Here is a 14,013-nt window from a genome sequence, read left to right as displayed (position 1 = left end):
CTATGCTTACTCCACTGTATTACCTAAGAAGATTTGTAGTTTTGCTCTCACTGAGTGAAACTTTTGGTGAATGATATAATTTTCTTTTCATCATTACATAGTAGAGTAAAGATGGAACAATCAGCCCTACAATCCATGCAAGATCAGCACCCCCAAAAGATTGGGCAATCGGGCCGACATAGATAGATGTATTGATAAAAGGTATTTCAACGATGATGGATATTAAAAATGAAAAGGTTGTAATCCAATTTACCTTTCCATACTGCCCGTTTAAATCAAACATGTCCTTAATATTGTATTCTCCCCTTCGAAGTACATAATAATCAACGAGATTTATGGCCGTCCAGGGGATTAAAAAGTAACTGATCAACAAAATAAAGTTGGTGAAATACTCCAAGAAATTCCCTTTTCCGATTATTGTTAATAAAGTTCCAATAATAGTGATACCTAAGACAAAAAACATTCTTACTTTTGGAGATACCTTTAATTTTGTAAAAGGCTCAATCGTTGATACTGTTGACATGAAAGAACCGTACAAATTAAACACGTTGATAGAGAGTTGGCCTAAAAAAATGGCCAGAAGCATAATAAACACAAATCGATTACCAAGCAATTGAGACAAATAAGTCCCGGAGTTTTCAAGGTAACCAGGAATGGCAACAGCTAAAAGGACTCCTAATAGCATCATCCATACGGTTCCTATGACTGATCCTGCGTACGTATACCAGAATGTTTTAGCTGGAGGGGTGTCAATCGGTAAATACCTCGAGTAGTCTGCAACATACGGAGCAAATGAGAGCTGCCAGGTAGCTACAATACTAACGCATAACATGAAAGTTGAAAATTCAAATCCAGCCGGAGACCAGCTTTCTGCTGGTATTGGCAAATTGAATACGACTATTGTCGCAGCTAAGAATATGATAAAAAAGAACCATGATAAATATTTCTGCATTTTATGAATTAAGTCATGACCTATCATCGTAACGATGAAAGTGATGCCATTCATAATAATAATACTCCATGTCAAATCAATTGATAATGAGTTGCTCAAGACTTGAGCACCTAGCAAACCGCTGCTCGCAAAGAATCCTAAGTACATAAATATGACAAGTATTAAGGGAATCACAGCACCAATAACACCAAATTGCGCCCGGCTTTGTATCATTTGAGGAATACCAAGTTTTGGTCCTTGCGCGGAGTGCGAGGCCATAAAAATGGCTCCGAGTAAATTTCCAGTAATAATTGCCATTACACTCCAGAAAAGATTTAATCCAAAACTAATGCATAAGGCTCCTGTAACTAGAGTGGTCAAATGCATTTGGGCACCAAACCAAACTGGGAATAGCCCTCTTGCTTTCCCATGCCGTTCATTTTCGGGAATATACTCAATGCTCCTTGTCTCTACTTTCATAGACACCCCTCCGGTTCTTTTTTGTAAGTTCCCTGTGATACGTCCGTCGAATCGATTGAAAAGATTTACATAGAAAGTCGTTTTCTATGTAAATCTAAGAGCCAAATAAACCAATGACATATTTTCTAAGTCATAAGGAAATTTTTTCTGTTTTAGTAGCACTCACTATTTCTCTTTCTTTTAAAATAAAACTCATTAAGTCTAAAGTAAGCCGTGTCGCTACTTGTCCAGTCATACCCGCATGGTCATATGGAGGTGCTACTTCGACCATATCAAACCCAATGACCTGCCCCCTTTTCGCAATCCCTTCGAGTAATTCATTTACTTCATCATAAATGAGACCGCCTGGAGAAGGGGTTCCCGTTGCAGGAGCTATCGAAGGATCCAAACCATCAATATCAATGGTAATGAAATAGCGTTCCCCGGCTGGAATTTGTTCTAAAACGCTTTCTATTCCCATTTTTCTCATTTGACGCGGTGATAATATAACACTTCCATATTCTCTTGCAGCATCGACATCTTCCTTTTTGCTGCTACTGATTCCTCGAATACCAAACTGAAAAATCTTATCCACATGATCCATTTCAGACAAACGACGTATGCAGCTTCCATGACCATACCGTTGCCCTGAGCGATGATCTGCCCAATCCAAATGAGCATCTATTTGAATAACATGGAAAGGTCCCGCTTCAGCTAATCCCTTTCCTACTGGAATCGTAATAGAGTGATCCCCACCTAAAATAACCGGCATCGCCCCTTTTGAAACGATTTTTTTTATTGCTTCTTCTGTATTCTCCATACACTGCAGTAAATCTCCATGTACCATATCCACATCGCCACAATCAACAACTTTCCAATCAGGACCTAAATACATAATATCTTTTTCGATATCATAGGCACCATCTAATCCGAAGCTATATAATGTAGATCCTTCACGTATTCCACGCGGCCCCATTCTCGCTCCTGATTTCCATTGTGTACCCATATCATTTGGAACACCAATGACAGCTACATCTGCATCAAGTTGATCGAGGTCAGTACAAATCGGGTATTTTCCAAACGTACAGATTCCTGTAAAGGGAAGATTAAGAAAATCTTTTTCTTTTCTATTAGACATGTTAATTGCCTCCTTCAAAATGTAATTACACTCAAATAAAAGCAATTTCCATGCCATTTTGAAAAGTCAGTATTCATGAGAGGATATAGTCAAAAGTGACTAGCGCTCTTCTATGTACTTTTGTATCTTTCTATTTGCTGTAGACTGGCTAATATTCAATTTTTCTGCAAGCTTAATACTACTTGGGTATTTTTGATACATGCGCATAATAAACTCCTTTTCGATAGATTCCATATACTTTTGCAAAGTGGTTTCTTTCATTTTCTTTTCTGAAAATTGTTCAAAATCTTCACCATCAAACTCGAGGTCAATCTCATCTTCGCCCGAGGTGATAACTGCTTTTTCAATAAAATTACGCAACTCTCTAATATTACCCTTCCATTCTTGTTGACCGAGCCAGGCAAGCATGGCTGGTGTAAACCGTTTATTCATGTCATATTTCTTATTCATTTCTTTCGTTATATCGAAAATCAAGGATAGGATTTCGTCCTTTCTCTCCCTAAGAGGAGGGATAATAATTTTAACAATATTTATACGATAATAAAGATCTTCCCTGAACTGCTTTGCATTTACAAGTTCTTCTAAATTTTGATTCGTGGCACAAATTATTCTGCAAGAAAGCTGAACAGATTTATTCCCGCCTATTCTCATCAATGATTTGTTTTGTAAAACAGACAATAATTTCACTTGAAGGTTCATTGGGAGCTCTCCAATTTCATCTAAGATTAACGTCCCTTCCCCCGCAGCTTCAAAATACCCTTGTTTTCCACCCTTTTTTGCACCTGTAAAAGCACCTTCTTCGTATCCGAATAATTCAGACTCAATTAATGATTCCGGTATGGCGCCACAGTTTACTTCAATAAAAGGGTGAATGCTTCTTTTGGACATTTCATGAATCATTCGTGCGATTCGGTTTTTACCGACCCCCGACTCGCCAACTAACAAAACAGTTACATCCAAATCTGTTACTTTTGAAATGACATCAAGTACTTTTCCCATTTTTTCATTATTAGGAAAATATGTGTTAATAGCCTGTTTTTTTAATTTTTCAATTTCTTTTTTGTATAACTGCACAGCTTTTGCAACCTGTTCGTTTTCATTTTTTAAGTATTCAAATTCTGTTATGTCCCTTGAGAAACTAAGTGCTCCAATCAAAATTCCTTTGTCATCATAGATAGGATAGCCAGAGATGATAGTTTTCCTATTATGTATAGTTTCTTGAATAAGGGTTTCTTTTCTTGCGCTTCTCAATACATTCGCAATGACGGAGGGAGAAAACACGCCATCTTTTTCGAGGTCAAAGATATTTTGATTCATTTTTGGTTTACATGAAATTCCAAACATTTTTTCGGTGGTTTGACTTGTGTATAAAATATTACCCAATGCGTCAGCAATAAAGATTTCATCAAAAGAATGTTCCAAAATATGTTTTAAAAGTATAGAAACGTCTTCTCTTAAATCCATGGTTTACCTCCTAGTCATTTCTGATTATCCATTATTCATAATTGACTGATAATTAAATCTATTCTTATACTAGCACAAAAATTAAATAAGCATTAATAACAGGTTACATCAGATAGTTCCCTACATTGCAAAGCAATAGAGTCGGTCTTTTATTAGTGGAAAACCTTTTTTTTAATGGGCTTCGGCGTTTCTGCATCGTAAAGGGGTTGTTAAGATTCACCAGTAGAGTGTGGGACATCTGAGATTGTGCCGGATGGGGGCGGATGTAGCTTTGAAACAAATACTTTCAAAAGGCCGCCTTTCCGATCTTCTGCTAACGCACCTGTCAGCTCATTAAGAGGTACCTCCAACATTTTATCCTATGAACAGAGGTGGGGGTTTCGCCTTTATAATCGTTTTGTTTATACTCTTAATCATCTTGGAGCTAGCTTTGTTGGTGGATGCGGCGGCGATTACGGATATGGAGCCTGTTGTTAAAAATAGTATGAAAAAAATTGAAGTTGGACAAAGGCTTCGTTTACTAAGCAGTAAATCGGTAACTGCTCGTTTCCATCTATATCGGAAGCTAATTCCGTCCAGATTTTGAAGTATTAATTGATTGCTTCGTATTTTTACTAGCGGAGGCCTAAGTTGAAGATCTGGCTACTATTGGCCGGAATTGTTCGTCTGGGGAAAAGCGATTAAAGATGCGTACCTACGAGAAAAGGTAAAATCGCCCTTACTAGATGTTCATGAAGCGATGAATCAAGAATGTAGATTAGGCCGATGAAAAAATTTTTTAGAAATTGTCAGATAGGAAAAATAGTGTCTGAAGATGTAGATTAGTCTACAAATCTACTCGTCTACATGTAGATTGAAAAATTAGAAAACGAAAAAATCCTTTTTTAATAAAGATTTTAAGAGGTCTATAATCGTCAGTAATTATTGTTTCGCACAAATAAAAAAGCCATCCCCCTAATGTTTTAAGGGACAGGAATGGCTCTCAACAAAATATAGCTGCTCAATTGTCTAGTAAACAATAAAGCAATGGTAAAGTAAATGCCGTTCTACTAAAAAGTAGACAGACGTTGGTAATGTTGACCAAACTTCTATAAGGGGTCCCACCATCTTTTTGGCTAAAATGTACGCTAAGCGTTGAATTCTTGGAATAACAACAAAGTACCAATAACGTTCGTTTATGGTACTGTTCAAGATAAACTGAATTTAGTATGGAAATTAGTTCTAAAAGGCATTTCAAAATCAAAGTGCCTTTATGGAACTGCCTTAGCGTACGGAAATTTATCATTTTTATTGTCGAATAATGCTTTGCGTACAGTATAACTGCTAACAAAAATTAGCCCATTTGAGTCTAATTATTTCTATGGTAGTGAATTCAAAGCAAGTGAAGTTTTTAACTTTGTCCTAGAAGTCTTTCTCAACGGTTGTTTAACAAAAGGAAAATCTGAAGAGATAATAGACGACATGAATAAACCGTTTTGAATGAATTGATTCAAAGCGGTTTATTCATGCTTCTAGTTAATATCCTCGTTTCCGATCTACCAATCCATGTAACGGCTGTTCACTTAAAAATCGCTTTAAATTTCCAATAAAAAAACTGCTTACGCCTTCAATAGTACTCGGTCCTGACAGATGAGAAGTGACATATACATTCGGCATTGTCCAGAAGACATGGTCTTTAGTTAACGGTTCTGTCTCAAAAACATCAAGGATGGCTGTCTGAAGATGTCCTGATTGCATAACAGATATTAAATTCTCTTCATCAATTAATAATCCACGGCCAACATTGATAAGACAAGCTTTTGGTTTCATTGCTAAAAGGAGGTCCCTAGTCATAATATGATGTGTGGAATCCGTTAAAGGAAGGGTTAGGACCAAATAATCTAGATCTTTTACAAATTCACTCAATTGATTTGGAGTAAAGTGACAGTCCACTAATGATGCTTGTTTTCCGCTAAAGCTTAATCCATGTACATTCATATCAAACACTCGAGCTTTACGTACAATTTCGGCACCAATCGATCCGAGTCCGGCTACTCCGATTGTTTTCCCTTTCAGAGTTTCAGAAATGAAAGGATCCCATCTCCGTTCCATTTGTGATTGTCTCATACGGGGATTGTCTTTCACTATGTACAAGAGAAACGAAAATACATATTCAGAAATATAAGTACCAAATTGGTTGACAATTCGGGTTAATATAATGCTCTCAGGTATAGATTTGTCTTCAATTAAATCATTGACTCCGGCTCCCATTGACTGAAACCAGCGGACAGATGAGGCAATTGGTTTACTTAGTAGATGTGTGGGGAAGTTCCATCCCAAAATAACTTCAGTACCAGGTAAATATTTTTCAACTTCATCCAAAGTTGTAGCTGTCTTTACTGACATAAACCCATCATTGCGAATACTTTCAGCATAAGTCTCAACATCTGTTTGCATAGGGCTAAAGACAAGAATATTAGGTTGGATTATACTCATTAAATCGCTCCTTTTTAAATACAAATACGCCACACAGCGAGATCTAGAATCTCATATTATGATAAATTTAATAGTTAAAAATATAAGAAAACTGAATTAAGCTAATTTAATACAACATTCACCGAGAACTTTATTATCCCATACCAATGATAAATGATCTCCGTCTAAAACTGGTCCAACTCCTTCAGGTGTTCCCGTAAAGATTATGTCACCTTCACCCAATCCAAAGTGTAGGGCCGTGAAATCCACGATTGTCTGCAAATCAAAAATCATATTTTTAATATTTCCTTGCTGAACCTTCTCCCCATTTTTAATTAGCATGAAATCTACTTTTTTTATTTCTTCTATTCCTGGAAAAGCAACGAATTCACTCACAATAGCCGAATTAGGGAACCCTTTTGCAAGTAACCATGGATGCCCCTTTTTCTTAAGTTCACTTTGAACTTCTCGTAAAGTAAAATCGATCCCAATCCCCATACTTTCTATCACTTCATCTACCTTCATGCCTACTTCATGTTGTCTTCCAATCTTTATGACAAGTTCAGTTTCAAAATGGACAGAACCACGATTGCCAGGCAGGTAAATCTCTTGACCATTTGCTTCCATGTAGGCATGGGTAGGCTTAGAAAATAGAAATGGGGAAGTAGGTACCTCATTATTTAATTCCTTTGCATGTGCTACGTAGTTTCGACCAACGCAATAAATATTTCTAATCTCATTCATGTTCTTTTCCCCTTTCTATAAATGTAGTGTTGTAGCTTTTAATTCTAAAATGTTACTCTTTATCTAAGTTTCTCGTTAGAAAATAAGAGACAGTGTATGCCAATGTCTTTATTGTAACACACAAAAAAATCTAATAATTATGTGTAAAGACTACGAATAAGCGAATAGAAGACATGCATTGTTAAAGTCTTGAGCTCTGGCTACATGTTTGAATTTTGCGATACCGACACCGACAAAAAGTGTTTAAGAAGTAATTTAAGAGATTTTTTTATTTTGGTTATACTTCATATTTGGCCTCCTGGTTTTGATGTATTTATCCGTTTCGCTGGCGAGCTTTGGGACACTTCCATCATATCAAGAGGTCTTTTTGTGTTCAAATCTCATTTTCATTCATAACAGGAAAACTGCCCCTTTAATTGAAGAAATAAATTGTTTAGATTTCTTTTATCAATCGCCTATCCAAAAAAGGACTACCCCAGCTATAAAAAGAAAAGGGAACATTATAGTTATCCAACAAATGCTGTACTTCGATTTATTTGGTTTCTTGATACTTAGAAAAATAGCTATTATTATTCCAATTACTAAAATAATTACTGCGTATGTCATCTCTCATCCTCCTCCCTTAACGTGAATTACCATGAAATCCCAATAGATTGTCGAACTATCCTGCCCCGATAGTTATATAAAGAAGTTAATGCCTTAAAGACAGCTCTGATCTTCAGGCCCGTTTGTGGAATAATTATCTTCTTAATAAGCTTATGTATGATTTTAAACTGGATCTAAAATACATATAGTTGCCCTCAGTTATTAATAAGATTAAGAAATATTAAGAACATCTTTAACTTCCTTTTTGAGGGCTTTAAAAGGTTTATCGACAATTTGAAAAAAACCTAATCCGTATTTGGATTAGGTTTTTTGATTTGATTAAATTGATTGCTACTTCTCAAATTATATATACTTAATTTGGAAACCAGCCGACCGGCTTTACATCGAGATTAATGTTGATTTGTTTAATTTCTTGGTATTCGTCTAAGCCGTATTTTCCTAAACTGCGTCCAATCCCGCTCTGTTTGTAACCGCCCCATGGCGCCTCGACATATGTGGGATGATAATCATTTACCCATGTAATGCCTGCCCGTACTTTCTTGATCACACGAAGTCCTTTAGCCCCATCGTTAGAGAAAACGCCGCCTGCAAGACCGTAGTCTGTATCATTTGCAAGTTTAATAGCTTCTTCTTCATCTTTAAACTTTTGGATGACAACAACTGGACCAAAGATTTCCTCTTGTACGATGCGCATGTCAGGTGTTACATCGGTGAAGACAGTCGGTGCAATGAAGAATCCTTTGTCAAGGCCCTCATCAACAAGACGGTAACCGCCTGCTGCAAGTGTCGCACCTTCCTGTTTCCCGATTTCAATATAGTTCAAAATGCTATTCATTTGCGCTTCGCTGACAATTGCCCCCATATTACTGTCTTCTGCAAGGCCAGGTCCAACTTTGATTTTATTTGCGCGTTCCACATAGCGTTTTACATATTCATCATAAATACTTTCTTCAACTAGAATTCGGCTACCTGATGAACATACTTGACCGGCACCGAAGAAGATGCCAAATAATCCGTAATCGACGGCTGTCTCTAAATCTGCATCTGCAAAAACGATGTTAGGCGATTTACCGCCAAGCTCAAGGGAAATTTTCTTTAAGTTGCCCGCGGCCGCTTTCATGATAGAGCGGCCAACATCCGTACTTCCTGTAAATGAAACAATGTCAACATCCTTACTTTCTGCAATGGTCTGACCGACAACAGTGCCGCGGCCCATCACCATATTAGCCACACCTTTAGGGATACCTACTTCCTCTAGGATTTCAAATAATTTCATTGCTGTTACAGGTGTCAATTCAGCCGGTTTATATACAATGGTGTTACCTGCCGCAAGGGCGGGTGCGATTTTCCAGACACTCATTAAAAGAGGGAAATTCCAAGGTACAATCAAACCGGCTACACCTACTGGCTCACGAACAACCATCGCTTGCACGGGACCGGGAACTTGGTAAGTTTCACCTTCTGGATGAAGGATTAAGCCAGCGTAGTAACGGAAACACGCGGCGGCATCGGCAATATCGAAGCCCGCCTCTGCTTTAAGTTTCCCGTTGTCCATTGTTTCAAGAATCGTTAACTCTTCCGCACGTTCATCAATTTTATCCGCAATTTTATATAGGTAGGAAGCACGCTCCTGTGCTGTTAGACCTGACCAGATTCCACTTTCAAAAGCTGCTTTCGCTACTGAGATTGCATTTTCTGTATCTTCCTTGGTAGCACGCGGAGCCCTTGCAATGACTTCCTGTGTTGCAGGATTAATTACCGGGATTACTTCATATGAAGATGAGGTCTGCCACTTACCGTCGATGTAATTTTTAAGCTCTAAAACTGCCGTTTCTAAAATTGTCATGTTTTATGCCTCCGGTTTTCATTATTTTTTAAATTTTACCTGTACGGAATCGTTAAAGTTTTAAGACAAGTCTGTCGTCCTTCGCACGTGAGCAGCAAGTCAGGATTGACTTGCGTGTTTGACGGTTTTCTTCGCTAAGGAAGTTATCCCGGTGATCCACTTCACCTTCTGCAACATCTATCTCACAACTTCCGCACCCGCCCACTTTACAAGAATAAGGTGCATCAATTCCTTCCCTTAAAAGCGCATCAAGCAGTGTTTCACCTTCATGAACGTGAATGGACCGATCGCTGTCTGTAAGGTCGACAATGAAAGGTTCTTGCGGCCCATCATTTTTTGTCGCAAATAATTCGAAGTGGATCGCGTGTTCCGGATAACCATATGAACTGGCAGCTTTTCGATACTCTTGTACCATCTCGAGTGGTCCGCAAAAATATACATGTGTGCCAATGCGATGATCCATCATCGTCTCTGGCAACATTCTGCGTTTGTCTTCTGCCTTCGAAAAATAAAAGGTACATTGATCAGGATATTTGGCTTTCAGCAGATCATAAAAAGGACATAATTCCGGTGTGCGTGCTGCATAATGGAGTTCGAAGGTTTGCCCATCGGCAGCCATGTCTTCCATCATTGCCAGAAATGGGGTGATGCCAATTCCAGCTGCATAAAAAGCATGATGCTTAGCTCGAAAGCTGAGAGGGAAGTTGTTTTTAGGGAAACTGACTTCCAACCTGGAATCTACCTTTACATGTTCATGCCAGAAAGCAGAACCTCCGCGTGACGTCTCATCACGCCGAATGGAAATTGCATATTTTTTACGGTCCCTTGGGTTGCTGATAAGGGAATATTCTCTCTCGAAAATCGTATCCCCGGCCGGCATGAAAGTGGTCAAATGCGCACCGCCTGTAAATGCAGGCAACGGTTTTCCATCAACTGGAATTAACTCGAACTGTTTCACGAATGGAGTTTCTTGAATGATCTTATTTACTTTCATTTGAATATTTCCTACTACCCGCATGATGTTCAGCTCCCTACTTCTTCTTCTTTTCCGATTGGGATGAATGGGTAACCAATATAGCCTTCCCGTACGATTGAATAAAAAGGACCTATTTCAAGACTGGCTCTGCAATGGTCACATTCTGCAATCTCTGCTTCTTCTTCGACTTCCGACACTTCGAAACATTTCATGCAATATACGTAACGTCGTTTAGGCCCGATAATCACCGTCTGGATCTCAGCTTCAGATAGACCAGCTTCTACCCCCAGCGAGAAGACCATAACGGCATTGTTCCATGCAGCCGCAATATAAAATTGGGTGCCCATCTTTTGTGACAAGATGAATCTCTTAATCTCCTCTTTATCTTGCATTCCGTTAATAGAAAGATATTCGACAGGCACTGTACCTGCGATTTCAGAAGTGAAACTCTTAGCCTTTTCGTATCCGGCTTGATCTGAAATGACGACAAACTTTCTTCGTTCATTCCGAGGAGTAAATTGATTTACGATCGTAACAGATTTATCAAACAATACTGGACTATTGTACAAGGCCCTCTTCCTCCTACTTATTGTTTATTTTTGCTTTTTGTTCTTCATCAATGCGTCTCAAATATTCGACTGATTGCGGAAGAAACGGGGCGATCCCTTTGTATTCTGCCATAGGTTCTGGAATATCCTGCAGCACGCTATATGTCAGATCAAACCACTCCTTGCGCAATGTCAAATCTTCAAGTGGCAGGAACTGTGTGTTCAATACGAATAGAATGGCATTGCTTCGTGGCATGCGATAAAATTTTTGTTCTTCAACACGCAAACGAACCAGCTTTCCTGCATTTTCTGGTGTTATCTCAGAACGCTGCGGCTCCCACACATCCATCGTTTCATAGTTGACATCCCAACGGTTCGCCATCAGGTTCCAGTTGATGCGTGTCCATGGCTTTCCTGGCTCGATGGATAATAAAAACTTACGAACGCGATCTGCCAGTTCATCACCTTTCCGCGATACAAATGGAACAGGTGCATGGATTTCATCGAAAGACATGCCTTTATTCCAGTTAGCCGAGAAGAGTGCGGCGTATGAAACCTGCCCCACTTCCAAATAGAAATTACTATCGCGATGAACCATTAAAACAAAATCATTGTGGAAATGGCGGCCTATATAATCAAGCGGCTCATTTGGAAGTGTGCTGGCATCGCCATACACAAATGAATCGGATTCCCCGAAAATGTGGTTCTTGAAGGTCCAGTTGTCTCCATCTTTAATGACCTCGAAATGCTCCGGATAGCGATCAGTTGCCATGTCGATTAGCATTTCCAATACTTCCCATTGCATTTCTAATGTGTGTGAAAAAGATTGAAACCTTATATGCGGCTGTTCTTGAAGGAGACGACGCTTCGTTTCCACTTGGAGTTTGTATTCTGGTGTAACTTCAATACAGTTAATGTTTGAGAGTCTTTTCAAGTCGTTTGAATAACGATAGTTACCTGAAGTGAATGGAAATGGGAATGTATCTAAATCAGTTGTTTTGAAATCTAAACTTTGTGTAAACATTGAACAATCTCCTCTCGTTCCCTAGATTCTTTAAAGTGCGTTTTTTTCTATTTAGCTTCCTTTAATTCAACGGATGGACGCTCCATGTCAACTTCAAAACGGAAAATGTATTTAGATGAAACATAATAGGTGACTAAAGCGACAAAGTATGTTGGAATTCCGGCAGCCGTATAAAGGAAAAAGTCACTTGCTTCAAAAGTCAATGGATTATAGAGTGCCCAGTAAACGATCGTTCCTATGACCACCGTGAGAACGGCCGACGGGTTAATGCCTTTCCAATAGGTATAAGAGCCTTGCGTGTCATACAAATCCCTTATCGAAATGCGTTGGCGCTTTACAAAAAAGTAATCTGCAACGACAATGCCGCCAAGAACAGCCATAATAAAAGAAATGACAGCAATGAATGAACCAAATGCATCGTAGAACGTTGAGCTTAGAAGTAGGAATATAGTCGGTACCGTTGTACCCATCGCAATCATCCATGACTTTTTCGGGAATACAGTTTTAAAGCTGACAGCTTGTGAGTACATAAGGAAAATGGCTGCACCGACATTCCCTACCGAAAGTAAAATCAAGCCGATGAATCCGCCCCAACTTCCTGCAATTGAAAACATCCAGTCAGAAGGATTAAGTGATCCAGCGACTAATGCAGCAAGGGCCCCGACTAATGCAGCGATACAGACGATGATTCCAAAGCTGTAGAATCCTGCTTTAAATGCGCCTCCTTCTGTTTTAGATAAACGGCTGTATTGACCAAGGTACGGAAGCCATGAAAACCCGAGACCGATATTTAATTCCAGGGCTGTCGCGAATGATCGAGAAGTCATTTCAAACGGTTCAGAAGGAAGTATATTGGCAACTTTCGTGAATCCCTGTCCAAACAAGACTATTGCGAGAAGGCCAAACATGAGAACCATAAAAACTGGAACGGCTACTGCGGTATATTTTTGAATCGCTACCGGTCCCCTCACCGTTACAAGAAATGCACAGATAAAGAGTAAAATCGAGAAAAACGGCGCTCCCGTTGCTTGGCTTGAGAAAATGGCGGGCATCCCCATCCAATTAGCAGCCTCTGCTAAAGCCTGTCCAGACATAAAAAGCGCAATGGAAATGTAGCCGAGAGTTAAAATAAGAAAAACAAAGAAAAAGATATTGGATCCTAGATACCCTAGTGAACTTCGAAACCCTACAAAAGTGTCTATGCCATAACGCGCAAAATAAAGGGTAATGGGAACAATCAACAGCATAGGGAAGGCGTTACCGAATAAAATCGCTGCGAGTGACTGCTTCGCATCAAGCATTGTACCTGTGTATCCACCAGTTAACAGCCCAAAAGATGAGAGGCCAATAACAACCTGAACTAAAATTAAATCCCGAAGATTAAAAATCCGGTCATTTTTACTTGCCGGTAAAAAGCCAAAGGCCACATCCTTTGAAATGGAGGAATTCTCTTTACTCACACGCTTCTCTCCCAACTATAAAATAATGATTGTATTGCTTGTAAATAAGGCTGTTATTGTTTTGGGTGATCTAAACAAAACTACTTTAAACAAGTGAATAGATGAGGTAAACGATGATTAAAATCATGAAAAAAATAGAACCTGTCGCATCCTTCCATTTCATTTTGTCGATTTTCACGGCATCTTCCTGCTCATACGCATTGATCCGCTCATTCAAATCTGAATATAGGTTTTTAATAAAGGGATCTTCAGAATTGATATTCTGTTGAAACTGATTCTCTTTATTCAAAATAGTTCTCCCTCCTTTGCAAGCATGCATTTTAGTCCCTTCTCTTTACTTTATAGCAATTACCATGCCAATCA

At 38.9% G+C, this 14,013-nt stretch carries 13 protein-coding genes; 1 reads left to right on the top strand and 12 read right to left on the bottom strand.

Features of this window, described 5'->3' with window-relative positions:
• Nucleotides 1-19 precede the first annotated feature (19 nt).
• The 4 genes from JFU50_RS22995 to JFU50_RS22980 form a co-directional block, all read right to left on the bottom strand.
• Nucleotides 20-1,411 (bottom strand): purine-cytosine permease family protein, encoded by a 1,392-nt coding sequence (locus JFU50_RS22995; RefSeq protein ID WP_201224307.1) that lies wholly within the window; start codon nucleotides 1,409-1,411, stop codon nucleotides 20-22.
• Nucleotides 1,412-1,541: 130 nt separating this feature from the next.
• On the bottom strand, nucleotides 1,542-2,528 hold the full coding sequence (gene speB, locus JFU50_RS22990) for an agmatinase (RefSeq protein WP_201224306.1): 987 nt from the start codon (nucleotides 2,526-2,528) through the stop codon (nucleotides 1,542-1,544).
• A 99-nt stretch (nucleotides 2,529-2,627) separates the two neighbouring features.
• Nucleotides 2,628-3,992: a sigma-54 interaction domain-containing protein gene (locus JFU50_RS22985; protein WP_201224305.1), complete on the bottom strand. Its 1,365-nt coding sequence runs from the start codon at nucleotides 3,990-3,992 to the stop codon at nucleotides 2,628-2,630.
• 209 nt (nucleotides 3,993-4,201) lie between these two features.
• Nucleotides 4,202-4,345 (bottom strand): hypothetical protein, encoded by a 144-nt coding sequence (locus JFU50_RS22980; protein WP_207198820.1) that lies wholly within the window; start codon nucleotides 4,343-4,345, stop codon nucleotides 4,202-4,204.
• A gap of 8 nt (nucleotides 4,346-4,353) precedes the next feature.
• On the opposite strand from JFU50_RS22980, the gene JFU50_RS22975 reads away from it, so the two are divergent.
• The gene (locus tag JFU50_RS22975) at nucleotides 4,354-4,578 is read left to right on the top strand and encodes a YjcZ family sporulation protein (RefSeq protein WP_201224300.1); all 225 of its coding nucleotides are present in this window, start codon (nucleotides 4,354-4,356) and stop codon (nucleotides 4,576-4,578) included.
• Between the two features lie 929 nt (nucleotides 4,579-5,507).
• Here the strand turns inward: JFU50_RS22975 and JFU50_RS22970 are convergent.
• From JFU50_RS22970 to JFU50_RS22935, 8 genes are all read right to left on the bottom strand, one after another.
• A complete protein-coding gene (locus JFU50_RS22970) occupies nucleotides 5,508-6,467 on the bottom strand; it encodes a D-2-hydroxyacid dehydrogenase (RefSeq protein WP_201224293.1) in 960 nt (319 codons plus the stop codon).
• A gap of 96 nt (nucleotides 6,468-6,563) precedes the next feature.
• Nucleotides 6,564-7,190: a fumarylacetoacetate hydrolase family protein gene (locus JFU50_RS22965; protein ID WP_201224291.1), complete on the bottom strand. Its 627-nt coding sequence runs from the start codon at nucleotides 7,188-7,190 to the stop codon at nucleotides 6,564-6,566.
• Between the two features lie 958 nt (nucleotides 7,191-8,148).
• Entirely contained in the window at nucleotides 8,149-9,642 is a 1,494-nt protein-coding gene (locus tag JFU50_RS22960; protein ID WP_201224289.1) for an aldehyde dehydrogenase family protein, read from the bottom strand.
• Between the two features lie 52 nt (nucleotides 9,643-9,694).
• On the bottom strand, nucleotides 9,695-10,660 hold the full coding sequence (locus tag JFU50_RS22955) for a PDR/VanB family oxidoreductase (protein WP_242486031.1): 966 nt from the start codon (nucleotides 10,658-10,660) through the stop codon (nucleotides 9,695-9,697).
• Nucleotides 10,661-10,665: 5 nt separating this feature from the next.
• Complete coding sequence (locus JFU50_RS22950) at nucleotides 10,666-11,187, bottom strand: hypothetical protein (protein ID WP_201185029.1); 522 nt, start codon at nucleotides 11,185-11,187, stop codon at nucleotides 10,666-10,668.
• Between the two features lie 13 nt (nucleotides 11,188-11,200).
• Nucleotides 11,201-12,190: a heme-dependent oxidative N-demethylase family protein gene (locus JFU50_RS22945; protein WP_201185031.1), complete on the bottom strand. Its 990-nt coding sequence runs from the start codon at nucleotides 12,188-12,190 to the stop codon at nucleotides 11,201-11,203.
• Nucleotides 12,191-12,237: 47 nt separating this feature from the next.
• On the bottom strand, nucleotides 12,238-13,650 hold the full coding sequence (locus JFU50_RS22940) for a purine-cytosine permease family protein (protein ID WP_201185032.1): 1,413 nt from the start codon (nucleotides 13,648-13,650) through the stop codon (nucleotides 12,238-12,240).
• Nucleotides 13,651-13,735: 85 nt separating this feature from the next.
• A complete protein-coding gene (locus JFU50_RS22935) occupies nucleotides 13,736-13,939 on the bottom strand; it encodes a hypothetical protein (RefSeq protein WP_201185033.1) in 204 nt (67 codons plus the stop codon).
• Nucleotides 13,940-14,013: the final 74 nt, after the last annotated feature.

Source organism: Peribacillus sp. TH14, assembly GCF_016651145.1.
Lineage (GTDB): Bacteria > Bacillota > Bacilli > Bacillales > DSM-1321 > Peribacillus > Peribacillus butanolivorans.
This window is presented reverse-complemented; position numbering and strand designations above follow the sequence as displayed.

Excerpts from the sequence above, each read along its gene's own strand:
- JFU50_RS22995 (WP_201224307.1), bottom strand. The coding sequence starts at position 1,411 with ATGAAAGTAGAGACAAGGAGCATTGAGTATATTCCCGAAAATGAACGG.
- speB (WP_201224306.1), bottom strand. The coding sequence starts at position 2,528 with ATGTCTAATAGAAAAGAAAAAGATTTTCTTAATCTTCCCTTTACAGGA.
- JFU50_RS22985 (WP_201224305.1), bottom strand. The coding sequence starts at position 3,992 with ATGGATTTAAGAGAAGACGTTTCTATACTTTTAAAACATATTTTGGAA.
- JFU50_RS22980 (WP_207198820.1), bottom strand. The coding sequence starts at position 4,345 with ATGTTGGAGGTACCTCTTAATGAGCTGACAGGTGCGTTAGCAGAAGAT.
- JFU50_RS22975 (WP_201224300.1), top strand. The coding sequence starts at position 4,354 with ATGAACAGAGGTGGGGGTTTCGCCTTTATAATCGTTTTGTTTATACTC.
- JFU50_RS22970 (WP_201224293.1), bottom strand. The coding sequence starts at position 6,467 with ATGAGTATAATCCAACCTAATATTCTTGTCTTTAGCCCTATGCAAACA.
- JFU50_RS22965 (WP_201224291.1), bottom strand. The coding sequence starts at position 7,190 with ATGAATGAGATTAGAAATATTTATTGCGTTGGTCGAAACTACGTAGCA.
- JFU50_RS22960 (WP_201224289.1), bottom strand. The coding sequence starts at position 9,642 with ATGACAATTTTAGAAACGGCAGTTTTAGAGCTTAAAAATTACATCGAC.
- JFU50_RS22955 (WP_242486031.1), bottom strand. The coding sequence starts at position 10,660 with ATGCGGGTAGTAGGAAATATTCAAATGAAAGTAAATAAGATCATTCAA.
- JFU50_RS22945 (WP_201185031.1), bottom strand. The coding sequence starts at position 12,190 with ATGTTTACACAAAGTTTAGATTTCAAAACAACTGATTTAGATACATTC.